Below are 26,026 nucleotides of genomic sequence, written 5' to 3'. Positions count from 1 at the left end.
TTAGCCGCGATACGCCGCGATGGTGGTCCGGTGCAATTCGCGCCGGTGCCCTTCGTAACCGCCGGTCGCCTTGTGCAGTACGCTGCGGTTGTCCCACATGACAAGCATGTCCGGTTCCCAGCGGTGGCGGTAAACGAACTGTTCCTGCGTCTGCCACTTGGCGAGTTCAGATAGGAAGGCATACGCTTCCTCATCCTCCATCCGCTCGATCCCGACAATATAGCCAAGGGTCGAAAAGATGGCCTCCTCAGCCGTTTCCGGATGCTGGGTGACGAGAGGATGCGTGCGGGTTTCTCGCGCGCTTTCATCAGGTCGGATTGCCATCGAACGACCCTTGTCACGCTCGCCATAGGCACCTTCAGGCGCATAGGCATGCTTGGCGCTGTGGATCGCAGTAAGAGAGCGAAGATGATCCTTCCGATCGTCCGGGAGCGCCGCGAATGCCGCGATCTGGTCGGCAAACAGCGTGTCTCCGCCAGTGGGCGGGATATCGATTGCCAGTAGGCAGGTTCCCGCCGGTGGCTCGCCAAGGAAGCTCCAGTCGCTGTGCCAGCTTTCGGCGAAAAGTGGTGTCGTTTCGTTTGCCTCGCGAAGGATTGCCGCGATATGGTCACGCCCGGGGATCGCCGCGAAGAATGGATCTTCGCCGAAGCCCCCCATGGCGATGGTGAAGCGTTCGAGCGCGTCGTCGTCCATGCGCTGCGCAGGGAAGGCGACCACACGGTGCCTCAGCCAGGCAGCGCGGATTTCTTGGACTGCACCGGGGGCCAGTGGCGCCGCAAGGTCGATCCCGGTGACGCGCGCTCCGCACGTAGCATCCGGGGTTTCGACTTGCAGCGCCATGATGAACCCTAGCCTCCAGGTTCGCCGTCGATGTTCTTGTCGGAATGGGCGGTCGTATGTGGTTCGGTCACTTGGGCTTCGCGGTCAGCTATCTCTTCCATCACCGCCTCTTCAGCCTCGTTCTCGGGCTCTTCGGTTTCGTCGATAAGGGCAGCGCCAACAACGTGCTCGCCCTTGCCGACATTGAAGATCCGAACGCCTGCCGAACCACGGCCGATGATGCGGAAGCCGCCCGGGTCCTCGCCTTCCATCATGTGACGGAAATCGATCGGAAGACGGATAAGCTTCGCCTGATCGGTTACGAGCATGAGCTGCGAACCATGCCGGACGGGGAAGCTGGCCACGACCGGACCATTGCGGTCGGGGTTGCTGTCGGGCGTGCCGATGTTGGTCAGGCCCTGTCCGCCGCGCCCGATCGTACGATATTCGTAGGCCGACGAGATCTTGCCGTAACCATTGGCCGTGATGGTCAGGACGAACTCCTCGCCCTCGGCCATGCGCTCCAGCGTTTCCGCATCGAGCGTCTGTTCGGCGTCGTTGTCCTTCCAGCTTGCCGCCTTCAGATAAGCATCGCGCTGTTCCGTGGTCCATTCGCCTGCGTCGAGCACAGCCATGGAGACGACCTTCTGGCCATCCTTCAGCTTCATGCCGCGAACGCCGATGCCGGTGCGGCTCTTCGTTTCGCGCGCATCCGTGGCGGAGAAGCGGATCGCCTTGCCGGCATCGCTGGCGAGGAAGATTTCCTGGTCTTCCGACAGCAATTCCACGCCGATCAAGCGGTCGCCGCTGCCTTCGACGAAGCCCATCGCGTATTTGCCGTTGGTCGGGACGTTGGTGAAAGCGTCCATCGAATTGCGGCGAACCATGCCTTGCTCGGTCGCGAACACGATGTTGAGCTTTTCCCACTCGCTCTCGTCTTCGGGCAGGGCGAGCACGTTGGTCACGCGTTCCTCGTCGCCCAGCGGCAGGAGGTTGACCATCGGGCGCCCCTTGGTCTGGGGTCCGCCCTCGGGCAGTTTCCACACCTTCATGCGATAGACGCGGCCGGTGTTCGTGAAGAACAATACGGGATTGTGGGTCGACGTGACGAACATCTCGACCACGGCATCTTCGTCCTTGGTCGCCATGCCGCTGCGGCCCTTGCCGCCACGGTTCTGCGCCCTGAAGGTATCGAGCGGCGTACGCTTGATGTAGCCACCGTGAGTAACGGTCACGACCATTTCCTCGCGCTCGATCAGGTCCTCGTCTTCGAGGCCGTCCCAGGCGGGCGCGATCTCTGAAACACGCGGCGTGGCATAGGTCGCACGGATCTCTTCGAGTTCCTCGCGCATCACGCGGTACAGTTTCGCACGGTCTGCCAGGATCGAGAGATATTCTTCGATAGCGAGCGACAGTTCCTTGAGCTCATCGCCGATCTCGTCGCGGCCGAGCGCGGTGAGGCGGTGCAGGCGCAGGTCGAGGATTGCCTTCACCTGCCGTTCGGACAGGCGGTAGGTGCCGCCTTCCTGGTCGGCGGTCGGCTCGATCGCTTCGACAAGGCGGATGTATTGCGCGATGTCGCCAATCGGCCATTCGCGGGCGATCAGCTTTGCCCGGGCGTCCGCAGGGTTGGATGAGCCGCGGATGATCGCCACGACCTCGTCTAGGTTCGAAACGGCAACTACAAGGCCGAGCAAGATGTGCGCCCGGTCGCGCGCCTTGTTCAGTTCGAACTTGGTGCGGCGGGTGATGACCTGCTCGCGGAACTGGATGAAAGCCTGGATGATGTCGCGAAGGCAGAGAACTTCCGGACGTCCGCCACGGATGGCCAGCATGTTGGCCGGGAAGCTGGCCTGCGCCGGGGTGTGGCGCCAGAGCTGGTTGAGAACGACTTCGGGCGTCGCATCGCGCTTTAGATCGACGACGACGCGCACACCTTCGCGCGAACTTTCATCGCGAATGTCGGAAATGCCCTCGATCCGCTTTTCCTTGGCCGCATCGGCAATCTTCTCGACGAGGCCGGACTTGCCGACCTGGAAGGGGATCGAGGTAAGCACGATCGATTTGCGATCGCCGCGGGTTTCCTCGATCTCGTGCCGGCAACGCATCAGGATCGAACCGCGACCAGTCGTATAGGCGGCCCGGCTGCCGGAAGAACCGAGGATCAGCGGGGCGGTCGGGAAATCGGGCCCCGGAATATATTCGATCAGTTCCTCGGACGTGATTCCCGGGTTCTCGATGAAGGCAAGACAGCCGTCGATCACTTCGCCCAGATTGTGCGGCGGCACATTGGTCGCCATGCCGACCGCAATACCACCGGCGCCATTGACCAGCAGGTTGGGGAAGCGGGCAGGGAGGACCGTCGGTTCGCTGCGCGATCCGTCGTAGTTGTCTGCGAAATCGACCGTATCCTTGTCGAGGTCGTCAAGCAGGCTGTTGGCGACACGTGCAAGGCGCGCCTCAGTATAACGCATCGAGGCCGGCGGATCAGGGTCCATCGAACCGAAGTTACCCTGACCATCGACCAGCGGAACGCGGAGTGACCACGGCTGCGTCATGCGGGCCAGCGCGTCATAGATCGCGGCGTCGCCGTGAGGGTGGTAGTTACCCATCACGTCACCGACGATCTTCGCGCTCTTACGATAGGGGCGTCCCGCAACAAAGCCGCCTTCCTGGCTGGCGAACAGGATCCTGCGATGGACGGGCTTCAGGCCGTCGCGAACATCGGGCAATGCGCGGCTGACGATCACGCTCATTGCATAATCGAGATAGCTCGTCTTCATCTCATCGACGATGTCGATGCGTTCATATTCGCCCATGGGCGAGGCAGGTGTCAGGGTATCGATTTCGTCGCTCAAAACGTGGCCGTTTCTGGTCTGTTGTCGGACATGTAGCTAAGGTTCACAATGTAGGGAGTAACAGGGGTTTTCGCCACCATCGGCGCGGAACAAAACCCGTACCTCGTGCGCTTTATCCACATAAAGCCTTGCTGGAGCGACGCGTGGCGCATTCTGCAAGTTGAATGGACCATTCAATGGCCATTCAGCCGGTTTCGGCTAGGTAGAATTGCAATATGCGGGATAGAGGTTCATTAGCCCGCGCAGAGATGAATTGCAGGCGCAGACATGCGCTTCACCCCCGCAAGTTTCAGGAGAGTTAGTAAATGCGTTCATTCGTTACCCCCAAGAGTGCCCTCAAGATGCGCGGAGCATCCGCAGCACTCGCGATTGCCCTTGCCATGGGTACTGTCGTAGGCGTCACCGGCTTTGCCGATACCGCTCACGCACAGAAGAAGGACAAGAAGGCCAAGCCTTCCTACTCCAAGGAATACATCGCGGTTTATAAGCCGATCGAAGATGCCGTTAATGCGGAACCCACTGCGGTTGCCACGGTAAAGGGCAGCATCCCTGCGCTGATTGCGGCTTCGATCTCGGCCGACGAGAAACTCGCCACGGGCAACATCCTCTATAACGGCGGCGTGAAGTCGCAGGACCAGGCGCTGCAGCTCCAGGGTATGAACCTGATGCTTGGAAGCGGTCTCGTGCCGGCCGAGAACATCGGCCAGTACAATATCGTCGGCTACCAGCTGGCGAATGCCCTTAAGGATACGGCTCTCTCGCGCACGTTCCTCAAGGCAGCCATCGATGCGAATTACGGCAACGAAACCACCTCCACGGACGACCTCCGTTTCGTGCTGGTTGAATCCTATTTCGCCGACGGAATGTATGACGAAGGTCTCGCCGCGTTCAAGAATGCCATCGCGATCCGCAAGGCATCGGGCCAGGTGATCAAGGAAGACTGGTACAAACGTGGCCTTTCCGTTGCCTACAAGGCAGAGCAGGTGCCGGGTGTTTACGAAATCATCGCCATGTGGTTGCCGGAATACCAAAGCCCGGGCAACTGGCGCGATTCGATCAACATCGCTCGTAATCTGAACGATTACAAAGCGCCGGAAATGCTCGACCTCCTTCGTCTGTCGAACCGCGTTTCGGCCATGCAAAACAAGATGGAATACATCGACTTCATCGAAGCTGCCGACCCGCGTCGTCTGCCCAAGGAAGTCGAAACCGTCATCGAGCAGGGTTATGCCAGCGGTGTAGTGAGCCGTGATGACATCTACGTCGCGGATTCGCTGAAGACCGCAAAGACGCGCATGACCGCAGACCGTGCCGACCTCCCTGCGCTCGAAAAGGACGCACGCGCCGCATCGGCATCGCTGCGTACCGTCAGCGCGGCAGGTGACGCGTTCCTCAACTATGGCGAATACGCCAAGGCAGAGGAATTCTTCCAGAAGAGCCTCGGCATGCCGGGTGTTGACGCCAATGTTGCGCTGACCCGTCTGGGTATCGCGCAGGCCGAACTTGGCAAATACGACGCTGCACTGGAAACCTTCGGCAAGGTGACCGGCAACCGTGCCGCAATAGCCCGCCTCTGGTCGATCTATGTTGCTGGCAAGAAGGCTGGCGCTACCAGCTAAGCTGGAGCCCTGACAGCTAACAGAAGCGGCGCGAGGTCATCACGACTTCGCGCCGTTTTCTTTTGCGCTCTAACGAAGCCGCCTGACGTACATCTGGTTGTCCGGTCCGCGCTTCAATTCGAAGCGATCGATGGCAGCTACCAGCTCCGAAAGGCGCTTGAAGCCGTAATTACGCACATCGAAGCTCGACCGGTTGCCGGCGATCTGCCCGACTTCCTGAAGCTTGGCAAAGCCGTCATCATCGCGGCTCGACGCTTTCCATGCACCCCCGAGCAGATCGATGAGTTCATCGTCTATCCCGGTGTCTTCCTTGCCCGCCGGTCCCTTTTCGTCGCCCTTCATGAGCTTGGCGATATCGATGAAGCGGGTGCAGGCGGTGCGGAGCGCCTCGGGCGTCTTGGCATCGCCGAAGCAATATACCGGAAGCCCATCCTGGCGCAGGCGAGTCACCAGCGGCGTAAAATCGCTGTCCGAACTCATGATGCCGAAACCGTCCACCTTGCCCTGGTAGAGCAGGTCGATGGCATCAATCGACATCGCCATGTCGGTCGCGTTCTTGCCGCGGGTCAGGTCGAATTGCTGGTGTGGGCGAATGCCGTAACGATTGGTGATGTCGCCCCAGCGCTTCAGCGCATCCTTCGCCCAGTTGCCGTATGCGCGGCGAATGTTGACCTGTCCGAGTTCAGCAAGAACGGTGAGGACAGCGTTGATCCCGCGCGGATCGACATTGTCCGCGTCGATCAGGAGAGCGATGTTTTTTGCGCCGATTTCAGACATTCACGCCCTATCGCAGTGGCGCGCCTGTCAGGCAAGCGCAGTGTCGGGCAAGGCGTCAGACGATCGCGCGGAAGCGATCCTCGCCCTCGTCGAGAACATTGAGGATGCCGTCCGAAATCGCGAAATGCGCACCGCGCAGCTTGAGCTGGCCATTCTTCAGCTTGTCCGACACGAACGGGAAGGTTCGCAGGTTGGCGAGACTGACCTTGACCGCTTCCTTCTCCATTTCGAGCTCGGCCTCGCGCGAATGGGTGCCATGCTTCGCCGCGATCGGCTTGCGCGCTTCGTCCAGCAGCGAAATCCATTGTTGTACGAACCGGCCTTCGCCGAAATCGGCCCCGTCCATCGCCTGCGTCAGGGCAGCCTGGCAGCCGCCGCACATGCCGTGACCCATCACGACGACTTCCTTTACCTTCAGCACCTGGACCGCAAATTCGAGCGCGGCTGACACACCGTGCTGGCCGGGCGTCGTCTCATAGGGCGGGACAAGGGCGGCGACATTACGGACGACGAAAATCTCGCCCGGGTCGACGTCGAAGATCTGCGAAGGATCGACCCGGCTGTCGGAACAGGAAATAATCATCACCTGCGGCGATTGACCTTCCTTCAGTTCCGCCCAGCGGGCGCGGTAGGGGGCCCATCCGGTTTCACGAAAACGGCGATAACCTTTGATCAGGGAGTCGAGAGCGGGGGTCGAGTCATTAATCATAGGTATGCGCCATGGCTTGAACCATTGCTTCTGGCAAGTCCCGCGACTAGATCGGCGCCATGAACGAAGTGACCAAGGTTTCTCCCGAAGGCGAACAGCCGCGTCCGGCCCGCCAGCGCAAGCCTGACTGGATCCGGGTGAAGGCGCCTGTCAGCCAGGGTTATAATGAGACGCGCAAACTGATGCGCGACCTCAACCTGCACACCGTTTGCGAAGAAGCCGCCTGCCCGAACATCGGCGAATGCTGGACGAAGAAGCACGCGACGGTGATGATCCTTGGCGATACGTGCACGCGGGCTTGCCGGTTTTGCAATATCAAGACCGGTATGCCGATGCCGGTTGATCCGCTCGAACCCGAACATACCGCAGTCGCCGCTGCAGCGATGGGGCTCGAGCATATCGTCATCACCAGCGTCGACCGAGATGACCTGCCCGATCGCGGTGCCGGCCAATTCGTGAAGGTGATCAACGCGCTGCGCCGCGAAACGCCAAACACCACGATCGAAATCCTCACGCCCGATTTCAAAGGGCGAATGCGTGAATCAATCGAGGAAATTTGTGAGGCAGGTCCGGATGTCTTCAACCACAATCTGGAGACCGTGCCGCGGCTTTATCCGACCATCCGGCCGGGCGCGCGCTACTACGCCTCGCTTCGCCTGCTAGAAGAAGTGAAGAACCACAATCCGCTGATCTTCACCAAGTCCGGCATCATGCTGGGGCTGGGCGAACAGCGTCTGGAAGTGCACCAGGTGATGGACGACATGCGCAGCGCGCAGATCGACTTCATCACGATGGGGCAGTACCTCCAGCCAACGCCAAAGCATGCGAATGTCGAGGAGTTCGTAACTCCCAAGGCGTTTGCGGCATATGGTTCGATTGCGCGTGCCAAGGGCTTCCTGCAGGTCGCTTCGAGCCCGCTGACGCGCTCAAGCTATCACGCAGGCGACGATTTCGCGCAAATGCGCGCCGCCCGCGCGGAGAAACTGGCAAAGCAAGCAGCAGCCGAAAACGCCTGATGCCGGGTATCCACGAAGTCCATGCATTGCCGTACAGCGCGGAACAGATGTTCGACCTTGTGGCGGATGTTGCGCGCTATCCCGAATTCCTCCCCTGGGTCGTCGCCACCCGCATCCGCTCGGATACCGAGACCGAAATGATCGCGGACATGGTGGTCGGCTTCAAATCCCTGCGCGAGAAGTTCACCTCCAAGGTGCACAAGAGCAGGCCGGGACTGATCGACGTCCACTACGTCGATGGGCCGCTGCGCGATCTCGACAACAAGTGGGAATTCCGGGCACTTGGCCCGACCAGTTGCGAAGTCGATTTCTGCGTGGATTTCACGTTCAAGAACCGGGTGTTCGAGGCGATGGCCGGCCAGTATTTCGACCGCGCTTTCCGCAAGATGGTCGACGCGTTCGAAGCGCGCGCCGCGGTTCTTTACGGCAGCAGCAATTCCAGCGCGCAGACTGTTGCCTGACGCCTGATGTCGGCGCGGTTCTCGCCGTCGAAATGCTTCAGCTCGCCCTCGGGCTCATTGTCGCTGTTGCGATAGGCACGTGCAAACACCACCGTGCCGACCGGCTTCAATTTCGTTCCGCCGTCAGGGCCGGCAACCCCGCTCACCGCGATAGCGACATCGGCATTGCTGCGCTCGAGCGCGCCCTGTGCCATCGCCCAGACGCAGGCGATTGAGACCGCACCGAATGTCTCGATAATCTCGCTGGAGACGCCGAGCATCTCCATCTTCGCTTCATTCGAATAGGTAACATAGCTGCGGTCGAGCACCGCCGACGAGCCCGGGACCTCGGTCAGCGCACCCGCCACTAGGCCGCCCGTGCAACTCTCTGCGAGGACGACCGTGCGTCCCGCGGCCTTATTGGCCTCGATCACCTTTTCTGCGAGATCGGAAATCTCGGCCGGCAGCAAATGTCCCTGGTTCATATTCATCTCCAGCCTTACGATCCGTAGAGGCTCACGATTGCTTGTGCGGCAATACCTTCGCCGCGGCCAGTAAATCCGAGCTTTTCGGTCGTGGTCGCTTTTACGCTGACCCGTCCTGCATCAACACGCAGAAGCTCGGCAAGTTTCGCCCGCATGGCGTCCCGGTGCGGGCCAATCTTCGGCTCTTCGCAGATCAGGGTCAGATCGACATTCCCGATCGCAAATCCCGCTTCGGAAACCAGATGGACGGCATGCTCGAGGAAGCGGGGGGAAGGGGCCCCTTTCCACTGCGGATCGCTTGGCGGGAAATGCGTGCCGATGTCGCCATCACCGATGGCGCCCAGCAGCGCGTCGACAACGGCATGCAGTGCGACGTCGGCGTCGGAATGACCTGCAAGCCCTTTGTCATGTTCGATCTTGAGGCCGCAGAGCCAGAGCTCTTCCCCGGTGACAAGGCGATGGACGTCGAAACCCTGTCCGACACGGAAATCCGGCACCATGTTCGCAAAATCCTCCGCGAATGTGATCTTCTTCAATCGCTCGTCACCGAGCACGAGATGGACCGAGCCGTCGTTAGCCATCAGGACCTGAGCATCGTCGCCCGCATCACTTTCGCCCTGCCATGCACGGTGCGCTGCAAGTATGGCTTCGAAGCGGAACGCCTGCGGTGTCTGGACCCGGCGCAGCACGTCGCGATCGGCCTTGCCCGACATCGTGTTTCCATCGGCAACGGCAATGCTGTCCACCACCGGCAGGACCGGTATCGCGCCATCGGCCTTCGCAAGCTCGAGCATGAGTGACGATGTAACGGCATAGGGCAGGTCGGGGCGAGCGGCGTCATGGATCAGGACCCTGTCGCAATCGGCTTGAGCAAGAGCTTCCAGCGCGTTCCTTACCGATTGCTGGCGCGTCTCGCCGCCAACGACCATTTCGAACGCTTCGATCCCTTTCAGCGCCTCTTGTGTCGCGCTCTCTCCGTCCTGCGGGATGGCGACAACGACGCGTTCGGCACCGTGTTCCAGCAATGCCTCGACCGAATGACGGAGCAGCGGCTTGCCGCGCCATACGCGGAACTGCTTGGGCAGTTCGCCGCCAGCTCGCAAGCCTTTGCCGGCAGCGACGACGATTGCCGAAAAGCGGGGAAGGGGGGCACGACCGGCCATAGCGCGCTCGCGCTTAGGGACTGGACGGAAAATGCGCAATCCACTATGCGCTGCCCAAAATTTAGGCACACCCTCCGCACATGAACGAAATTCCCTCTCCCCCGGCTGTTACGCCCATCGATATCGGTCCTGTCAGGATCGAGACGCCGGTCGTCCTTGCGCCGATGACGGGCGTTACTGACCTGCCGTTCCGCCGGCTGGTGCGCCGCTTCGGTTCCGGGCTCAACGTGACCGAAATGATCGCAAGCGAGGCGGCCATTCGCGACACGCGCCAGTCGATCCAGAAAGCGGCATGGGATCCAATCGAGGAACCTGTTTCGATGCAACTCGTCGGATGCGATCCCGAAAGCATGGGCGAAGCGGCTAAGCTGCAGGAAGGCAATGGTGCGGCGATCATCGACATCAATTTCGGTTGTCCGGTCCGCAAGGTCGTCGGGCAGATGGCCGGCAGTGCGCTTATGCGCGAAGTTCCATTGGCGACGAAGCTGATGGAAGCGACGGTCAAGGCAGTCGATGTACCCGTCACCGTGAAGATGCGGATGGGTTGGGACCACGCCAGCCTCAACGCGCCCGAACTCGCGCGCATCGCAGAGGATCTGGGCGTGAAAATGATCACGGTCCACGGCCGGACCCGGAACCAGATGTACAAGGGCAGCGCCGACTGGGCTTTCATTCGCAAGGTGAAGGACGCCGTATCCATCCCGGTGATCGTCAACGGAGATATTTGCGGCATCCAAGACGCTGCCAAGGCTCTCGAACAATCGGGCGCCGATGGCGTCATGATCGGCCGGGGCGCCTATGGTCGGCCCTGGTTGCTCGGACAGGTAATGCACTGGTTGAAAACGGGGGAGGTTCTATCGGATCCGCCTCTTTCACAGCAATATGCCGTTCTTACAGAGCATTACAGTGCAATGCTCGAGCTATATGGCCAGAACGTCGGGACCAAGATCGCACGCAAGCATCTTGGTTGGTACACCAAGGGCCTCCATGGCTCTGCCGAGTTTCGCAACAAGGCCAACTTCATCGACGATCCGAACGAAGTGCTTGGCGAGATAGAGCGGTTTTATGCGCCCTTCCTGGAGCGCGAAGCAGCGTGACGGCGGCGGGCGAGAAGCCTAGCGCGGCGAGCCAGATCGGCGGAATGATCTTCGCCGTTCTGCTCATCGATCCCGATCTTCGCATTGTCGAAAGCAACCACGCGGCCGAAAACCTGCTCGGCCAGAGTTCGAAACGCCTCGCCGGGCGGCAATTGACCGAAACAGTCCAGTTGCTCGACGACCGCGTGCTCAACCGCCTCGATGATCCTGACGCGTCGATACTTGCCCGCGATGTAGGCTTGCTGGTCGCAGGGCAGGAGTTCCGCGTCAACGTGACCGTTTCGCCCCTCTCGGCCAACCCGGGCTGGCGGGTCCTGACCTTTTCGGACGCAGGGAGGAGCGATGACGGTCGCGAAGAAGCGCGCGACAGCGAAATCGGCGCGCCTTCAATCTTGGCTCACGAAATCAAGAATCCCCTATCGGCGATCCGCGGGGCGGGGCAGTTGGTCGAGCGCAAGCTGCAGCCGCAGGATCGTGCTCTCGCACGGATGATCACTGGCGAAGTCGATCGCATCGCACGCCTGATAGACCGCATGCAGGAACTGGGCCGTACCACACAGGAACCGGTCGAAGCCTGCAACCTGCACGAAGCGATCCGCTCTGCCATTGCGACGGTCCGGGCGGCAGGAGACGAGGTGGAGATTACCGAGGAGTTCGATCCTTCAATTCCGCCGGTCCTCGCCAGCAGGGATGCGCTCGAACAGGTCCTGATCAACCTCATCTCGAATGCACGCGATGCGGTATCGGGGATGGAAAATCCGATGGTGACCGTACGTACGCGGTTTGTCAGCGGACTGGTGTTCAGCGCGGTCAGCCTGGGGCGATCGGTAAAGCTTCCCGTTGAGATCACGATCACGGATAACGGGCCCGGAATTCCGGCCGAAATTCGCAATCACATCTTCGAACCCTTCGTCACGTCGAAGAAATCGGGGCAGGGCCTTGGCCTCGCTCTGGTTCGCAAGTTGGTGAGGGACATGGCGGGTAGGATCGGACACGAGAGGGACATGAGGGAAGGCCTGACGCATTTTCGCATCCACCTGCCGCTGGCCAAGGAAGGGCGTAGCCAATGACCGAACGGGTTCTGCTGGTGGAGGACGATACATCCATTGCGACGGTCATCACCGCCGCGCTGGAGGACGACGGATATACCGTCCACCGATGTGACAGCATCGAAAAACGGGACGAATTTCTCGCCGCAAATGATTACGCAGCCATGCTGACAGACGTGATGTTGGCCGATGGAGACGGCATCTCGGCGCTGGACCAGATGCGTGCTGCGGGTCACGACATGCCCGTCATCATCCTTTCTGCGCAAAATACGCTCGATACGGCGGTTAGAGCGAGCGACAGCCACGCGTTCGAGTATTTCCCGAAGCCGTTCGACCTCGACGAACTGGTGCGGGCAGTGGGGCATGCAGTCGGGCAGCGCGAGGATCGCGAGGCCGCTCCGGAGTTCGAGGGCGATGGCATGCCGCTCGTTGGGCGCAGCCCGGCGATGCAAGGCGTTTACCGCATGATTACGCGGGTTTTGCGGAACGACCTGACTGTCCTCGTCACCGGTGAAAGCGGAACCGGCAAGGAGCTGGTTGCCGAGGCGATTCACAACCTTGGTTCGCGCAAATCGGGACCATTCGTGGCTGTCAACACTGCGGCAATTCCCCGCGAACTGATCGAAAGCGAACTTTTCGGGCATGAGAAAGGTGCGTTCACCGGCGCTGTCAGTCAGGCGATCGGCAAGTTCGAGCAAGCGAATGGGGGTACGCTGTTCCTTGACGAGATTGGCGATATGCCTGCCGAAGCGCAGACACGGCTCCTCCGCGCGCTCCAGTCGGGACGGATCCGGCGGGTCGGCGGCAGGCAGGAGATCGCCGTCAATGTGCGGATTATCGCTGCGACCAATCGCAATCTGGTGCCCATGATCGCAAGCGGAACGTTCCGCGAAGACCTCTACTACCGGCTCAACGTAGTGCCCATCGAACTTCCGCCATTGCGCGAGCGGCGCGAAGACATCGGCGTCCTCGCCCAGCATTTCCTCGTTCTCGCAGCTGAAGAAGGCCTGCCCAGAAGGCAGATCAGTCCCGACGCCATCGCGGAACTGGAACGGCGCGAATGGCGCGGCAACGTGCGCGAACTTCGCAATGTAATTTTCCGTCTCGCTCTGATGGCACGAAAGGAGATGGTCGATGCCTCGACCGTCATCGAGACAATCGGGCTGGAAGCCGCCTTAGAGCAGCCGCAAGGTGCGCAGGGTTTCGAACTCGCCTTGAAGGACTGGCTCGACCAGAACCAACCCGTTTCCGGGGCTGTATATCAGGGGGCATTGGCGGCTTTCGAGAAGCCGCTGCTGGAATTTGCGCTAGGCCAGACGGGCGGCAATCAGGTGCGCGCCGCGAAGCTCCTTGGCATCAATCGAAACACTTTGCGAAAACGCCTTGCGGAACTCTCGATCGAACCCGACCGCTTCGCGCGCTCGCTTTGACGCAAAAGCCACACTTTTCACTTGCATGATTGCAACACCGCCGTTGTAAGCGTGCAACGATGAGTGAGGCGCAGATCATCAAGGCCAAGCGCTCCCCGCGTTGGTGGAGGCGGTTTCTTGTAGCCTCGCGGCGTGCGAACGTCTTTCTCTGGCTGGAAATCCTGTCGGCTATAGCTTTGCTTGCCGCGATCTGGACCACCTGGTTCGCATTTACCAGTGCACCGGCGGACGGCCAATTGCTCCCGTCGATCCAGGTGTCGGTTCTACTGATCGCGACACTGATACCGGCGATGACATTGCTCGTTCTCGTCGGCCGGAGGCTGGCTCTCAGGCGCGCTGCGGTGAGCACTGCGCGACTACATGTCAGGCTCGTCTTCTTTTTCTCGCTGATCGCTGCCGTCCCGACCTTGCTCGTTGCAGGGTTTGCCGCCTTCCTTTTCCAGTCCGGGGTGAATTTCTGGTTCTCGAGCGATTCCCGCGGGTTGATGCAGAACGCCAATGAACTGGCGCAGGGTTATTACGAGCAGAACCAGCTCGAGGTCGGGAACGAGACGATCGCCATGGCAGGCGACCTTCGTTTCTATTTCGAGCGCGGCTCTCTTGCCGACGATGGCTTTGCCGACTTCTACAAGTATCAGGCGCAGGCCCGCGACGTCACGGAGAGCGCTATTCTCCAGCGGATGCCCGACGATACGCTCCGAACGGCGGCAATCTTCGATCTGGTTGCGGGCAATCGCCCGCTCGACTTCGCATCGAAATCCATTGCCCGGCTGAACGAAGGCGAACTCGTGGTTGTCGAGGGAAGCCCCGAACGCATTGCCGCGCTTGCCCCGATCGACGAGCAGGGCGGGATCTTCCTCTATAACGCCCGAACGGCAGAGGCGGCTTCCTTCAACTATTGGGAGCGTGCCAAATCGGTCGTCGCTTCCTATGATGTCCTGACAAAGCGGGCGAGGGCGCTGCAATTGCGGTTCAACCTCGCGCTGTTGGTGATCAGCCTGCTGCTGGTCGGACTTGCTGTCTGGTTTGCGCTGCGATTTGCAGACCGGCAGGTCGAGCCTCTGACCGAGCTGGTCGGGGCCGCGCGAAAGGTCGGGGCAGGCAATTTCGCGCTTCGTGTCGCGGGCAGGACCGGTGCGGATGAAATCGGGATGCTCAACCGTGCGTTCAATCGCATGACCGCACAGCTAGAAAAACAGACCGATGCGCTTGTGAGTGCGAACCGCCAGTTGGACGATCGCCGCGCATTCATGGAAGCGGTGCTGGAATCGGTAACCGCCGGGGTTATCTCGACCGATGGCGAAGGCAACGTCTTGCTGATGAACGGCACGGCGCAGGAACTCCTAATGGAAGATGCCGACAGGCCGCTCCTCGGCCTGCGCCTATCCGATCTGTCGAACCAGATCGATCAGATGGTCGAAGCTGGGCTGGCCAGTGGCGTCGTATCGCACCAAAACAATGGTGAGCATTTGACCCTTGCGGTAAAGATTGCCCCGGAAACAGATGGTTATGTCATAACCTTCGAAGACATTACGAGGCAGCTGCTGGATCAGCGGCAAGCCGCATGGTCGGACGTGGCGCGCCGCATCGCGCACGAGATCAAGAACCCGCTGACGCCAATCCAGCTTGCAACCGAACGGCTGAAACGCCGCTATCGCAAACAGATCGAAAGCGATGGCGATCTGTTCGACGAATTGACCAATACGATTGTCCGACAAGTCGGTGACCTGAGGAAGATGGTTGATGAATTTTCGTCATTCGCCAGGCTGCCGAAACCCCATTTCCGACAGGAAGATGCCGTCGATCTGGTGCGGCAGTCGCTGTTCCTTCAGGAAGTAGCTCACCCGCAGATCAATTTCGACCTTTCGACGAAAGACGTCGAAGCAGGCCAGATTAGCTGCGACCGTCACCAACTCGGCCAGGCGATGACCAATGTCCTGAAAAATGCGGTCGAAGCGGTCGAGGCGAAGGCGGCAGCATCGGATCTCGATTTCCGCGGCCGTATTCGTGTGACGCTGGCGTCGGACGACGAAATGTTCTGCGTGACGGTTGATGATAACGGGATCGGACTTCCGCAAGAACGCGACCGGATCATGGAACCCTACATGACGACGCGCGAGAAGGGCACCGGGCTCGGCCTCGCCATCGTCAACAAGATCGTCGACGAGCATGGCGGCGACATGGTTTTTTCGAGCAGTGAAGATGGCGGCACACGCGTCGTCCTGCGCTTTGCTCGCGACCCCCTGGAGCGGACCGAAGAGGCCGCCGAATGATTATTGACCGGAGGAACTTGCCGTAATGGCACTCGACATCCTGATCGTAGATGACGAACGCGATATCCGCGATCTCGTGGCTGGAGTATTGAGCGACGAGGGATACAGCTGCCGAACCGCTGCCAACAGCAGCGATGCCCTTGCTGCCATCGACGAGCGTAGGCCGAGCCTCGTTCTGCTCGACGTCTGGCTGCACGGGAGCGAGATGGACGGGCTCGAAGTACTCGACGCGATCAAGCAGCGTGAACCCGCGCTCCCGGTGATCATCTTTTCGGGCCATGGCAATATCGATACGGCCGTTTCTGCGGTCGGTCGGGGCGCGATGGATTTCATCGAGAAGCCATTCGAAGCCGAACGCCTTCTCCTGCTGGTAGAAAGAGCGACCGAAACCGAACGGTTGCGCCGTGAGAACTCGCAGCTGCGCGAACGCGATTCCGTCGCACGCGGCGAAGAATTCACCGGCAATTCGACCGCCATCAACACGGTGCGCGCAACACTGAAGCGGGTCGCAAACACCGGCAGCCGCGTGCTCATATCGGGTCCGGCAGGCGCGGGCAAGGAAGTAGCAGCCCGGCTGCTACACAGCTGGAGCCCGCGGGCCGATAACGCATTCGTGATCGTCAATTCCGCTCGCATCACACCCGAACGTTTCGAACAGGAACTGTTCGGCGAGGAGGCCGATGGGAAGCTCGTGCGCCAGGGCATGCTCGAACTTGCCGATGGAGGCACGCTTTACCTCGACGAGGTTGCGGACATGCCGCTGTCGACACAGGCCCGCATCCTGCGCGTACTGACCGATCAGAGTTTCGTCCGCGTAGGCGGCAGTCGCCAGATCGGCGTCGATGTCCGCGTCGTATCATCGACTTCACGCGATCTGACGGTCGAGATGGAGGAGGGGCGCTTTCGCGAAGATCTCTTCTATCGCCTCAACGTCGTGCCGGTGACAATCCCCTCCCTGGCAGAACGACGGGATGACATTCCGGCGCTGGCCGAACATTTCTTCACGCGTTACGCCACCGAGCAGGGGTTCCCCCCGCCCGAAGTGAGCGATGAGGCGACAGCCGCGCTCCAGGCTTATGATTGGCCTGGTAACGTCCGCGAACTGCGCAATGTCGTGGAGCGCACGATCATCCTTGCCCCCCGCGACCGGCTCGAAACCGTGGAACCGGACATGCTTCCGGCGGAAATTACGGGCGGCGAGACTGCGGATTCAGGCTCGGGCCTGACAGCGATGATGGGCGCACCCCTGCGGGAAGCGAGGGAAAGCTTCGAACGCGAATACCTGACCGTCCAGATCCGCCGTTTTTCCGGAAATATCTCGAAAACCGCGACCTTCATCGGGATGGAACGATCGGCCTTGCACCGCAAGCTCAAGCTGCTCGGCATGACCGAACGCAAGGATGGGCAGGACAAAGACGAGGATTGACCTCTATTTGACGGCTTGAATTCGAGGATTGCGAGACGATCTTTATTCGGCAATATTAAGTCGGAAAGTCGGTGGGAGTGCTTTGCGCGCCCCCACCAGATTGCGGACTGCAAAAGCGGCCGCCAAAAACAGGAGAATAACTATGACCAATGGGCGAACCCTTTCTGCCCGACCGCGTTCCGAGCCCGATCCAGTCTCTTCGAAAGATAGCAGGCAGGCCAATCTCCAGGACGCGTTTCTTAATTTGCTGCGCAAGAACAAGGTTCCTGTAACGATGTTCCTGGTGAAGGGCGTCAAACTGCAGGGCATTGTCACGTGGTTCGACAACTTCTCGATCCTTTTGCGCCGCGATGGCCAATCGCAGCTTGTTTACAAGCATGCGATATCGACCATCATGCCCGGTCAGCCGATCGATGCCGAACAGTTCGCCAGCCAGGCGGGGAACAAGAAGCAGCGCCTGTTGCAGGATGTTTTCCTATCGCGCGTCAGCGAAGTGAACGTCCAGGTCACGATGTTCCTCGTGAACGGCGTGATGCTCCAGGGGCGGATCGCAGCATACGACCTCTTCTGCATGTTGCTGGAGCGCGACGGGTTCGTACAGCTTGCCTACAAGCACGCAGTTTCGACGATCCAGCCTGCATCGCCGGTCGACCTGACCGACGATTGGGAAGGTGACGAAGACTGAGTTTCGATGACGACTTGATGGGCGAGGTTACCCGCGGTGCGCGGGCCCTTGTCCTGTGTCCGGACATCAGGTCGCAGAAATACGATCTCGATGCGAAGGAACGGCTTGAGGAAGCGTGCGGCCTTGCGCTCGCAATCGGCGTGGTCATTGCCGATGCACAGATCATCCCCGTCAGGGACGTCAGACCCAATACGCTGTTCGGTTCGGGCCAGGTCGACAACATTGCTGCCGCTTGCGAACAGAACGAGGCAGAACTCGTTATCGTCGATGGCGCGCTTTCACCGATCCAGCAGCGCAATCTGGAAGACAAGCTGAAGCGCAAGGTCATCGACCGGACCGGTCTGATCCTCGAGATATTCGGCGAGCGCGCCGCGACCGCCGAAGGGCGGCTCCAGGTCGAACTCGCGCATCTCGACTATCAGCAAAGTCGCCTGGTGCGGAGCTGGACGCACCTCGAGCGCCAGCGCGGCGGCTTTGGCTTCCTTGGCGGACCTGGCGAAACCCAGATCGAGGCCGATCGCCGCATGATCCGCCAGCGGATGGGGCGTTTGCGCCGTGAACTGGAGCAGGTTCGCAAGACACGTAGCCTTCATCGCGAAAGACGTGAACGCGCCCCGTGGCCCGTGATCGCGCTCGTCGGATACACCAACGCCGGGAAATCGACGCTGTTCAATCGCGTGACAGGCGCCGAGGTTATGGCCGAAGACCTGCTGTTTGCGACGCTGGACCCGACCATGCGGGCGATCAGCCTGCCGGGCGTCGAGAAGGCGATCCTGTCGGATACGGTTGGCTTCATTTCGGATCTTCCTACCCAGCTCGTTGCGGCCTTCAGGGCGACGTTGGAAGAAGTAACTGCGGCCGACGTGATCTTGCACGTTCGAGACATGGCCAATGCCGGTAATCAGGCACAGAAGAAACAAGTGCTTTCAGTGCTCGCTGATCTCGGAGTGATCGATCCCGATGACGGGTCGAGCAATATTCCCATCCTGGAGGTCTGGAACAAGGTCGATCTGCTCGAGCCCGAGGCTGCGGACGAACTGCGCACGGCTGCCGAAAACATTGACGACGTCGCGATCATATCGGCGCTGACCGGGGAAGGAATCGATGCCCTGTTCGAGCAGGTGGGGACGATGCTGACTGGGCAGGCCCGTGAATGCGAGTTTGTCGTACCGGCTAGCGACGGAAGGCGACTGGCTTGGCTCTACGCGCATGGAGACGTGCTGTCGGACGAGCAAAGGGAAGGGGACACTGGCCCCGAGCATCGCGTCAGGGTTCGCCTGAATCCGAAGGAATTGGGGCAATATCAAAGCCTATAACGCTGTATTCTAAGCGTTATTCCCGGCTTTTGACTTGCTGCCAAAGTGCCTCTTGGGCATCAAGGTCGAGTTGTTCGAATGTGCCTTGGGCAAGCTCTTCCATCCCACGAAATCGCCTTTCGAACTTCGAATTTGCCGCCCGGAGCGCATCCTCTGCAGCTATATCATGGGCGCGCAAATAATTGACGATTGCGAATAGCAGATCGCCGGCTTCTTCCTCACGGTGGGTTTGCGAAGTAGCCGATTCAAGTTCCTCAATTTCCTCGAAAACCTTTGCCCTGGGGCCCTCGATATCGGGCCAGTCGAAGCCAACCCGCGCTGCGCGCTTTTGCAGTTTCTGCGCGCGGATGAGGGCTGGAAGTGCTGTCGCCACACCGTCGATTGCGCTTTGCGAGCCTTCAGCGGCACGTTCCTTGGCTTTCAGGGCCTCCCAGCGTTCCTCGCGCATCCCGCCGGGCAATTCTTCGTCGCCGAAGATATGCGGATGCCTTGCTTCGAGCTTGTCAGACATTGCGCGGGCAACGTCCTCGAAATTGAAGTGTCCTGCTTCCTCGGCGATGCGAGATTGAAAGACGACCTGGAAAAGCAGGTCGCCGAGCTCGCTACGTAGATCTTCGAGATCGTTACGTTCGACAGCGTCGGCGACTTCATAGGCTTCTTCGATCGTGTGCGGAACGATCGTCTGGAATGTTTGCGCCAGATCCCATTCACAGCCTTCTGTGGGGTGACGAAGGGTGCGCATGATGTGGAGGAGGCGGTCGATCTGGCTGGTCATATATCGAAAGCTAGGTTAGGATGATAATATATATTATGTTAAATTAAACAAAGCGCGGCGACTGTGGCAAAACCCCTATTGGCCCCTGACCAAGGTAAACAGCACAAACACTGCTCCGAATATCGCAATCCATGTGAGCGCCTGCTTTAGCGATGTCTTCCAGTTGAGCTTGTACGATGCAAACGCGCCGCCAGCCAAAATGAGCCAACCGATAAGCGCAATCAGCGAAACAGCATTGCCTTCGTTCACAACACGATCTCCAGCTGGTCATAGCCCACTATGACATTATCCGGAGTTTCATCCTCCAGGGTCCGGTAATCCATGCTCTTGTCGAGATGGCTAAGGACCAGCCTGCCGGCGTTGGCTCTCTCGGCGAGTTCCATGGCCATTCCCAGGTGCGCATGCGTCGGATGCGGATCGCGCCGCAAGCAATCGCTCACCAGAAGATCGACATCCTCGACCAGGTCGACCATGTCGTTTGTTATCTCGCTATAATCAGTTAGATAGGCGATCGACTTTCCATCGCACTCAAACCGGAACCCGGTTGTTTCCGTGGGGCCATGCGGCATCTGGCACCATTCGACCGAAAATCCCGAAAACATCCGCAACCTGTCCAGGGTGTCGAGCGAAACAATTGTGGGATAGCCATGCTGCCCGGCAAAGACATAGCCGAAACGTTGGCGCAGTCGGTGCACGGTATCTTTCGAAGCAAATCCTGGAATCGGTCCTCCACGACCGTACCGCAATACACGAAGATCATCGATACCGTGGCAATGGTCGGCATGATCATGCGTCCAGAACACACCATCAATGCGGTCGATCGCGTTATCGAGCAATTGACGCCTAAGATCGGTCGATGTGTCGACCAAGAGACGGTTGCCGTCGTTGTTCTCGACCATGATGGAGACGCGGCTACGGCGATTGCGCGGCTCATCCGGATCGCAGGCGCCCCAATCGTTTCCGATCCTTGGCACGCCCGTGGAGGTGCCGGAACCGAGCATGATCAATTTCAAGCCGCAGCCTTCCGGAACAGGTTGAAGAAGTTTCGAGAGGTCGTTTCTGCCAAAACCTCCAGCGGCTCTTCGCGCAATTCGGCGATGAAACGCGCGGTGTCAGCCACGAATGCCGGTTCGCACTTGCGCCCCCTGTGCGGGACCGGAGCCAGAAATGGACTGTCAGTTTCTACCAGCAGGCGATCGGCAGGAACTTGCCGGGCAACATCCTGCAAGTCCTTCGCATTCTTGAAGGTGACAATCCCCGATATCGAAATCGATAGACCAAGATCCAGCACGGCTCGCCCAAACTCGGCCGAGGCGGTGAAACAGTGGATCAGCGCCGGGAAATCACCCTTGCCCTTCTCTTCCGTCAGGATCGAGAGCGTATCATCTTCTGCATCACGCGTATGGATGATGAGCGGCAACCCGGTTTCGCGAGCGACATCGATGTGCATCCGAAACAGGTCTCGTTGAGTGTCGCGCGCCGAATTGTCGTAGTAATAATCGAGCCCGGTTTCGCCGATGCCGATGACCCGCGCATTTTCCGTTGCCTTGATGAGGACATCGCGGCCGAGATCTTCATGGGCATCGGCCTCGTGCGGGTGGATGCCGACACTGGCCCAGACATCGCTTTCCCGATTGGCGGTCCCAACAACCTGTTCCCACTCGCTCTGGCGGGTCGAGATATTGAGGAAACCACGCACCCCAGCCTCGCGTGCCCGGTCAAGCACCCCCTGCCGGTCGTCCACCAACCCCTCATATTCGAGGTGACAGTGGCTATCGATCAACATCAGGATTCCATTTCCTCTGGCATCTCGAGACGCGGGAATATCGGGGTCGGCTTGTCGACAGTGAAGCCCGAAGCGACGAGGTCATCGAACCAGCCATCGGATGCGAGTGCAGCGAAATCACGAGCTTCAGCGGCGATGCCGAGCTGGTCGAGCAATGCCCCCGCCTTTTCTGGCACGACCGGGCTGATCGCGATGGCAAGATCGCGCAAGGCCAGGAAAAGCGTCTGGAGGACCGCCTTCATTCGCTCCGGGTCGGTTTTGCGCAAGGTCCAGGGAGCCTGTTCGTCGACATACTGGTTGCAGGCATAGACTGCCCTAATCCACTCCTCGATGCCGAGTGAGAATGCGAGCCGTTCGAAATGGTCGGGCAGGCCGTTTGAGCAGGCTGTGCGAACAGTGGCCAGAAGGGCCTTGTCTTCTTCGCTTTGTTCAAAGGCTTCGAGCTTGCCGTCCATGTTCTTCGCGATCATTGACAAGGTACGCTGGGCAAGGTTGCCGAAGCTATTGGCCAGTTCCGCATTTGCCCGATTGACGATGGCATCAGGCGAATAGCTGCCGTCCTGCCCGAATGCGATTTCGCGCATGAAGAAGTAGCGAAGGTTCTCGACCTCGAACTGCTCTGCGAGCGCCATCGGATCGACGACGTTGCCAGCGCTCTTGCTCATTTTTTCGCCGCCGCGGGCCAGAAGGAAGCCGTGTCCGAAAACCTGCTGCGGCAGGGGAAGGTTCGCGCTCATTAGGAATGCAGGCCAATAGACCGTGTGGAACCTGACGATGTCCTTGCCGATCATATGGATATTGGCTGGCCAGTAACGCTGAAACAGTTCGCCATCCGCATCGGGGAAGCCGACGCCGGTCATGTAGGTCGTCAGGGCATCGACCCAGACGTACATCACATGCCCATCGCTGTCCGGCACTGGCACGCCCCAGTCGAAACTGGTCCGCGAAACGCTCAGATCCTTCAGGCCGCCCTCGACGAAGCGGAGAACTTCGTTGCGGCGGCTTTCGGGCCGGATGAAGTCCGGATTGTCGCGATAGAGCGCGAGCAGCTTGTCCTGATAGTTGGAGAGGCGGAAGAACCAGGTTTCCTCGGCCGTCCATTCGACAGGTGTGCCTTGCGGCGAAAGCTTTTCCCCGCCTTCACCTTCGACCAGCTCGCTTTCGTCGTAAAACGCCTCGTCGCGGACAGAATACCAGCCCTCATATCGATCGAGATAGAGGTCGCCGGCTTCCTTCATCCGCCGCCATAATTCCAGGCTGGCTGCATGATGGCGTGGCTCCGTCGTGCGCACGAAGTCGTCATACGAAAGATTGAGAACATCAGCCATCTCACGGAAATAGCCCGACATTTCATCCGCCAGATCGATCGTGGCACGGCCAGCCTTGCGGGCTGTCTGGTCCATCTTCAGGCCGTGTTCGTCGGTCCCGGTGATGAAGCGTACATCACGCCCCATGAGGCGCTGAAACCGCGCCATGACATCGGTCGCAATCCCTTCATAGGCATGGCCGATGTGGGGCCGCCCGTTGGGGTAATTGATCGCTGTGGTAATGTAGAATGGTTCACGCATTGGCGGGCTCGCTAGCCTCAGCGACACGCGCAAGCAAGGTGCCAATCTCTATCGAAAGCAATCCTGCGTCGAAATTGAACGTCGGCGCCTGGCCCGAGAGCCTCACGAACTCTTCGTGCGCATCGACGATCGCCTGTTGGTGAACGCCGGAAGTCAGGTGGATCTGCTCACCCAGGATCGATAGCGCGAGATCAAGGATCGCGGTCAATCGGGCCCTGTCGGGGCGCGGCCCGATGGCGCGGGACAGCTGGCCACGCAATTCGAAATGCGGATCGCCCTGATCGAGTATGCGGTGCATGAGCGACGAAATCTCGCCCAGCTCCTGCTCGATGAAGGTCAGCGCATTGCCAAGCGAGCCGCCAGCTGCAGCCAGCGCCGCTTCGCGCAGGTCCGGCATGGTCATCGGCGCCTGCTGATCGAGCAGCAGGGCGATCTGTTCGTCCGCCAGCGTCGGAAACCGCAAGACGCGGCATCGTGAGCGGATGGTTGGCAACAACCGCGCCGGGCGATGCGTCACCAGCAGGAAGTAAGTTCCAGCGGGGGGCTCCTCGAGGCTCTTGAGCAGCGCGTTAGAGGCATTGCGCTCCATGTCGTCGGCAGGGTTGATGATGACGACCCTTTTGTCGCCCAACGTCGGCCGCGTCGTCAGACGGTGCTGCATCTCGCGGATCTGGCCGATGCGGATGCTCCGGGCACGTTCGTAATCCTTGCCTTCAGCGCGCTTCTTGTCCTCTTTTTCGTCCTTCGGCCCGTAGGTGATGGAGTGAATGTCGGGATGGTGGTCCATGCCCGGCGCCCTGCCCAGCAATTCGCGTGCTGCAGCTTCTGCAAACTCGTGCTTGCCGAGACCGGACTTTCCCGCAAGCAGCCAGGCGTGATGCATGCGATCACCCTGCATGGCGTCGCGCCAGCTCCGCCAAGCCTCGAGATGATTGGGCCAATCGATCATAACAGTCCCAACCTCGCTTCGACAGCATCGAGGACCCTTTGATGGACTTCTTCGGGCGTCCCATTGCCGTCGATAATCACGAACCCGTCGCGATCGTCATCCGCAAATTTGCGGAAAGCTGTCCACACCGCTCTGTGATATTCGAGATCCCGACCGCCGATGGCGTCGGTATTATTGCCATCCCTAGCGGAAAGGCGCTGTGCGACCGCATCCTCTCCAACTTCGATCAGGATAGTGAGATCCGGGCGCATCCCGCCGCTACCAATCTTGTGGAGTTCGACGATAGCCTCATCGCCAAGTGAGCCCGCACCACCCTGATAGGCACGACTGGAATCCACGAAACGGTCGCTGATGACCCATTTTCCCTCGGCAAGGGCTGGTTCGATCCGGCGCGCGACGTGATCCGCCCTCGCCGCAGCGAAAAGCAGCGCCTCGGCTTCTGCGCCCCACCCCTCACCCGGAGGTTGCAGCAGCAGATCACGGATGGCTTCCGCACCGGGCGTTCCGCCAGGTTCGCGAGTGCAATCGACCGAAATGCCACGCGCATTTAGGGCATCGGCAAGCAGCCGGGCCTGTGTGGACTTTCCTGCCCCCTCCCCGCCTTCGAATGCTATGAATTTTCCGCGCTTCACGAGAACCATCCTGCAAGCCCGTTCCATACACGGTCAAGCGGGCCTGCTTCTGCAACATCGTCCTGCGCGACCAAAGCTATGCGCGATTGCGGCATCCCATCGACATCCATGACGAGCGAGGCAACCTTGTCACCTTGCCTGATCGGTGCGCGAAGAGGGCCTTCGTAAGAAATGCGGATGGAGACTGCGGGGGTGGTCCCTTTTGGCACGGCAAGCTTGATCGGCTCTGCCGCAACCAGGCCGACCGAGCGCGCAGACCCGGCTTGGACTTCGGCATCGGCGACTTTCAGTCCGCGCGAAAACAGTAGCTTGCGGTCGAATGCGGCGAATCCCCATTCGATCAGATCGCGCGCGGCCTGCCCCCGTTCGCGCCCGCGATCAACACCGGCAACGACCATGATCAGCCGGGTGCCGTTACGCTCGGCACTGCCCAGAAACCCGTATCCAGCTTCGTTGGTGAACCCGGTCTTGAGGCCATCGGCCCCTTCTACCTTGCCTGTAATCGGATCGTGGTTCGCCTGTGCAATCCCTTTGTAATTCAGACCTTCCTTACCGAAATAGCGGGCGTATTTGTCCGGATGGCGCGAAATCAGGGCACGTGCGAGCTTCGACAGATCACTGGCCGTCGTGAAGGTCTTGCCATCGTCCATATAACCGTTGGGCGTGTTGAAATGGCTATTCGACATCCCAAGGTCGGCCGCGGCCTTGTTCATCCGATCGGCCCAGGCGTCGAGCGATCCTGCCGCACCTTCCGCAAGGACAACGCAGGCATCATTGGCTGACACCGAGGTTATCCCTTGGAGAAGCGCATAGACCGGCACCTGCTCCCCTTCGGTCAGGAACATAGTAGAACCCTTGCGCTTCCAGACCTTTGCCGCTTCTTTGGAGAAGGTGAATACCTGACGCTCGTCCAGTTCGCCGCTTTCGATCATTTCGAAAGCCACGAATGCGCTCATCACCTTGGTTATCGAAGCAGGAACGAAGCGGCGGTCGGCTTCCTTCGAATAGAGAACCTGCCCCGATCGCATATCGACCAATAAAGCGATCGGCGCTGCATCAGTTACTTCGTCGACACTTGCGACGCGTTCGATTGAGGGACCACTTTCGACGGCGATTGACGCACTGCCGGCCATTGCGAGCAACGCTAGGCC

24 protein-coding genes are annotated in these 26,026 nt (G+C 59.9%); 10 read left to right on the top strand and 14 right to left on the bottom strand.

The window, feature by feature from the left end; genetic code table 11:
* Entirely contained in the window at window positions 1-843 is an 843-nt protein-coding gene (locus AMC99_RS05840; protein ID WP_061924034.1) for a TauD/TfdA dioxygenase family protein, read from the bottom strand.
* Window positions 844-851: 8 nt separating this feature from the next.
* A complete protein-coding gene (gene gyrA, locus AMC99_RS05835; RefSeq protein ID WP_061924031.1) occupies window positions 852-3,680 on the bottom strand; it encodes a DNA gyrase subunit A in 2,829 nt (942 codons plus the stop codon).
* A 305-nt stretch (window positions 3,681-3,985) separates the two neighbouring features.
* Between gyrA and AMC99_RS05830 the strand changes: the two genes are divergently transcribed.
* Complete coding sequence (locus AMC99_RS05830) at window positions 3,986-5,299, top strand: hypothetical protein (protein ID WP_061924028.1); 1,314 nt, start codon at window positions 3,986-3,988, stop codon at window positions 5,297-5,299.
* 69 nt (window positions 5,300-5,368) lie between these two features.
* On the opposite strand, the gene AMC99_RS05825 is transcribed toward AMC99_RS05830, so the two are convergent.
* Together AMC99_RS05825 and AMC99_RS05820 are read right to left on the bottom strand one after the other, a co-directional pair.
* A complete protein-coding gene (locus tag AMC99_RS05825; RefSeq protein ID WP_061924025.1) occupies window positions 5,369-6,076 on the bottom strand; it encodes an NYN domain-containing protein in 708 nt (235 codons plus the stop codon).
* A 55-nt stretch (window positions 6,077-6,131) separates the two neighbouring features.
* A complete protein-coding gene (locus AMC99_RS05820; RefSeq protein ID WP_061924021.1) occupies window positions 6,132-6,785 on the bottom strand; it encodes a carbonic anhydrase in 654 nt (217 codons plus the stop codon).
* A 59-nt stretch (window positions 6,786-6,844) separates the two neighbouring features.
* Between AMC99_RS05820 and lipA the strand changes: the two genes are divergently transcribed.
* Complete coding sequence (gene lipA / locus AMC99_RS05815; protein ID WP_061924018.1) at window positions 6,845-7,801, top strand: lipoyl synthase; 957 nt, start codon at window positions 6,845-6,847, stop codon at window positions 7,799-7,801.
* Window positions 7,801-8,262 (top strand): type II toxin-antitoxin system RatA family toxin, encoded by a 462-nt coding sequence (locus AMC99_RS05810; protein ID WP_061924015.1) that lies wholly within the window; start codon window positions 7,801-7,803, stop codon window positions 8,260-8,262. The genes lipA and AMC99_RS05810 overlap by 1 nt, the downstream gene beginning before the upstream one ends.
* Here AMC99_RS05810 and AMC99_RS05805 read toward each other — a convergent pair.
* A complete protein-coding gene (locus AMC99_RS05805) occupies window positions 8,223-8,726 on the bottom strand; it encodes a CinA family protein (RefSeq protein WP_083440102.1) in 504 nt (167 codons plus the stop codon). The two genes, AMC99_RS05810 and AMC99_RS05805, sit on opposite strands and share 40 nt — an antisense overlap.
* A 14-nt stretch (window positions 8,727-8,740) precedes the next feature.
* Window positions 8,741-9,889, bottom strand: coding sequence for a bifunctional 2-C-methyl-D-erythritol 4-phosphate cytidylyltransferase/2-C-methyl-D-erythritol 2,4-cyclodiphosphate synthase (locus AMC99_RS05800; protein ID WP_061924010.1), 1,149 nt, complete (start codon window positions 9,887-9,889; stop codon window positions 8,741-8,743).
* Window positions 9,890-9,969: 80 nt separating this feature from the next.
* Between AMC99_RS05800 and dusB the strand changes: the two genes are divergently transcribed.
* From dusB to hflX, 7 genes are all read left to right on the top strand, one after another.
* Window positions 9,970-10,986, top strand: coding sequence for a tRNA dihydrouridine synthase DusB (gene dusB / locus AMC99_RS05795; RefSeq protein ID WP_061924008.1), 1,017 nt, complete (start codon window positions 9,970-9,972; stop codon window positions 10,984-10,986).
* Window positions 10,983-12,056, top strand: coding sequence for a two-component system sensor histidine kinase NtrB (locus AMC99_RS05790; protein WP_061924005.1), 1,074 nt, complete (start codon window positions 10,983-10,985; stop codon window positions 12,054-12,056). The genes dusB and AMC99_RS05790 overlap by 4 nt, the downstream gene beginning before the upstream one ends.
* Window positions 12,053-13,465, top strand: a complete 1,413-nt coding sequence (locus tag AMC99_RS05785) for a sigma-54-dependent transcriptional regulator (protein WP_061924002.1) — start codon at window positions 12,053-12,055, stop codon at window positions 13,463-13,465. The genes AMC99_RS05790 and AMC99_RS05785 overlap by 4 nt, the downstream gene beginning before the upstream one ends.
* 59 nt (window positions 13,466-13,524) lie before the next feature.
* Window positions 13,525-15,738 (top strand): sensor histidine kinase, encoded by a 2,214-nt coding sequence (locus tag AMC99_RS05780; RefSeq protein WP_061923999.1) that lies wholly within the window; start codon window positions 13,525-13,527, stop codon window positions 15,736-15,738.
* Between the two features lie 25 nt (window positions 15,739-15,763).
* Window positions 15,764-17,164, top strand: a complete 1,401-nt coding sequence (ntrX, locus tag AMC99_RS05775) for a nitrogen assimilation response regulator NtrX (RefSeq protein ID WP_061923997.1) — start codon at window positions 15,764-15,766, stop codon at window positions 17,162-17,164.
* Between the two features lie 142 nt (window positions 17,165-17,306).
* Window positions 17,307-17,849, top strand: a complete 543-nt coding sequence (hfq, locus tag AMC99_RS05770; protein ID WP_061923994.1) for an RNA chaperone Hfq — start codon at window positions 17,307-17,309, stop codon at window positions 17,847-17,849.
* A gap of 17 nt (window positions 17,850-17,866) precedes the next feature.
* Window positions 17,867-19,165, top strand: coding sequence for a GTPase HflX (hflX, locus tag AMC99_RS05765; RefSeq protein WP_061923991.1), 1,299 nt, complete (start codon window positions 17,867-17,869; stop codon window positions 19,163-19,165).
* Window positions 19,166-19,181: 16 nt separating this feature from the next.
* On the opposite strand, the gene mazG is transcribed toward hflX, so the two are convergent.
* The 8 genes from mazG to AMC99_RS05730 form a co-directional block, all read right to left on the bottom strand.
* A complete protein-coding gene (gene mazG, locus AMC99_RS05760) occupies window positions 19,182-19,940 on the bottom strand; it encodes a nucleoside triphosphate pyrophosphohydrolase (protein WP_061923989.1) in 759 nt (252 codons plus the stop codon).
* A gap of 75 nt (window positions 19,941-20,015) precedes the next feature.
* A complete protein-coding gene (locus AMC99_RS14115) occupies window positions 20,016-20,189 on the bottom strand; it encodes a hypothetical protein (protein ID WP_198143580.1) in 174 nt (57 codons plus the stop codon).
* Window positions 20,186-20,953 carry an MBL fold metallo-hydrolase gene (locus AMC99_RS05755; RefSeq protein WP_061923985.1) on the bottom strand — a complete coding sequence of 256 codons (768 nt, stop codon included), beginning with the start codon at window positions 20,951-20,953 and terminating at the stop codon, window positions 20,186-20,188. The genes AMC99_RS14115 and AMC99_RS05755 overlap by 4 nt, the downstream gene beginning before the upstream one ends.
* On the bottom strand, window positions 20,950-21,726 hold the full coding sequence (locus AMC99_RS05750; RefSeq protein WP_061923982.1) for a TatD family hydrolase: 777 nt from the start codon (window positions 21,724-21,726) through the stop codon (window positions 20,950-20,952). The genes AMC99_RS05755 and AMC99_RS05750 overlap by 4 nt, the downstream gene beginning before the upstream one ends.
* Window positions 21,726-23,294, bottom strand: a complete 1,569-nt coding sequence (gene metG, locus AMC99_RS05745) for a methionine--tRNA ligase (RefSeq protein ID WP_061923979.1) — start codon at window positions 23,292-23,294, stop codon at window positions 21,726-21,728. The genes AMC99_RS05750 and metG overlap by 1 nt, the downstream gene beginning before the upstream one ends.
* Entirely contained in the window at window positions 23,287-24,243 is a 957-nt protein-coding gene (locus AMC99_RS05740; RefSeq protein ID WP_061923976.1) for a hypothetical protein, read from the bottom strand. The genes metG and AMC99_RS05740 overlap by 8 nt, the downstream gene beginning before the upstream one ends.
* Entirely contained in the window at window positions 24,240-24,875 is a 636-nt protein-coding gene (gene tmk, locus AMC99_RS05735; protein ID WP_157058264.1) for a dTMP kinase, read from the bottom strand. The genes AMC99_RS05740 and tmk overlap by 4 nt, the downstream gene beginning before the upstream one ends.
* Window positions 24,872-26,008 carry a D-alanyl-D-alanine carboxypeptidase family protein gene (locus AMC99_RS05730; RefSeq protein WP_061923970.1) on the bottom strand — a complete coding sequence of 379 codons (1,137 nt, stop codon included), beginning with the start codon at window positions 26,006-26,008 and terminating at the stop codon, window positions 24,872-24,874. Before AMC99_RS05730 ends, tmk begins: the two co-directional genes overlap by 4 nt.
* Window positions 26,009-26,026: the final 18 nt, after the last annotated feature.

It is taken from the genome of Altererythrobacter epoxidivorans (assembly GCF_001281485.1).
GTDB lineage: Bacteria > Pseudomonadota > Alphaproteobacteria > Sphingomonadales > Sphingomonadaceae > Erythrobacter > Erythrobacter epoxidivorans.
The sequence above is the reverse complement of the archived record's forward strand: the minus strand, read 5'-3'. Positions and strand labels throughout refer to the sequence as shown.

Coding starts and splice junctions, on each gene's coding strand:
- AMC99_RS05840 (WP_061924034.1), bottom strand. CDS start 843: ATGGCGCTGCAAGTCGAAACCCCGGATGCTACGTGCGGAGCGCGCGTC.
- AMC99_RS05830 (WP_061924028.1), top strand. CDS start 3,986: ATGCGTTCATTCGTTACCCCCAAGAGTGCCCTCAAGATGCGCGGAGCA.
- AMC99_RS05825 (WP_061924025.1), bottom strand. CDS start 6,076: ATGTCTGAAATCGGCGCAAAAAACATCGCTCTCCTGATCGACGCGGAC.
- AMC99_RS05820 (WP_061924021.1), bottom strand. CDS start 6,785: ATGATTAATGACTCGACCCCCGCTCTCGACTCCCTGATCAAAGGTTAT.
- lipA (WP_061924018.1), top strand. CDS start 6,845: ATGAACGAAGTGACCAAGGTTTCTCCCGAAGGCGAACAGCCGCGTCCG.
- AMC99_RS05810 (WP_061924015.1), top strand. CDS start 7,801: ATGCCGGGTATCCACGAAGTCCATGCATTGCCGTACAGCGCGGAACAG.
- AMC99_RS05805 (WP_083440102.1), bottom strand. CDS start 8,726: ATGAACCAGGGACATTTGCTGCCGGCCGAGATTTCCGATCTCGCAGAA.
- AMC99_RS05800 (WP_061924010.1), bottom strand. CDS start 9,889: ATGGCCGGTCGTGCCCCCCTTCCCCGCTTTTCGGCAATCGTCGTCGCT.
- dusB (WP_061924008.1), top strand. CDS start 9,970: ATGAACGAAATTCCCTCTCCCCCGGCTGTTACGCCCATCGATATCGGT.
- AMC99_RS05785 (WP_061924002.1), top strand. CDS start 12,053: ATGACCGAACGGGTTCTGCTGGTGGAGGACGATACATCCATTGCGACG.
- AMC99_RS05780 (WP_061923999.1), top strand. CDS start 13,525: ATGAGTGAGGCGCAGATCATCAAGGCCAAGCGCTCCCCGCGTTGGTGG.
- ntrX (WP_061923997.1), top strand. CDS start 15,764: ATGGCACTCGACATCCTGATCGTAGATGACGAACGCGATATCCGCGAT.
- hfq (WP_061923994.1), top strand. CDS start 17,307: ATGACCAATGGGCGAACCCTTTCTGCCCGACCGCGTTCCGAGCCCGAT.
- hflX (WP_061923991.1), top strand. CDS start 17,867: ATGGGCGAGGTTACCCGCGGTGCGCGGGCCCTTGTCCTGTGTCCGGAC.
- mazG (WP_061923989.1), bottom strand. CDS start 19,940: ATGACCAGCCAGATCGACCGCCTCCTCCACATCATGCGCACCCTTCGT.
- AMC99_RS05750 (WP_061923982.1), bottom strand. CDS start 21,726: ATGTTGATCGATAGCCACTGTCACCTCGAATATGAGGGGTTGGTGGAC.
- metG (WP_061923979.1), bottom strand. CDS start 23,294: ATGCGTGAACCATTCTACATTACCACAGCGATCAATTACCCCAACGGG.
- AMC99_RS05740 (WP_061923976.1), bottom strand. CDS start 24,243: ATGATCGATTGGCCCAATCATCTCGAGGCTTGGCGGAGCTGGCGCGAC.
- AMC99_RS05730 (WP_061923970.1), bottom strand. CDS start 26,008: ATGGCCGGCAGTGCGTCAATCGCCGTCGAAAGTGGTCCCTCAATCGAA.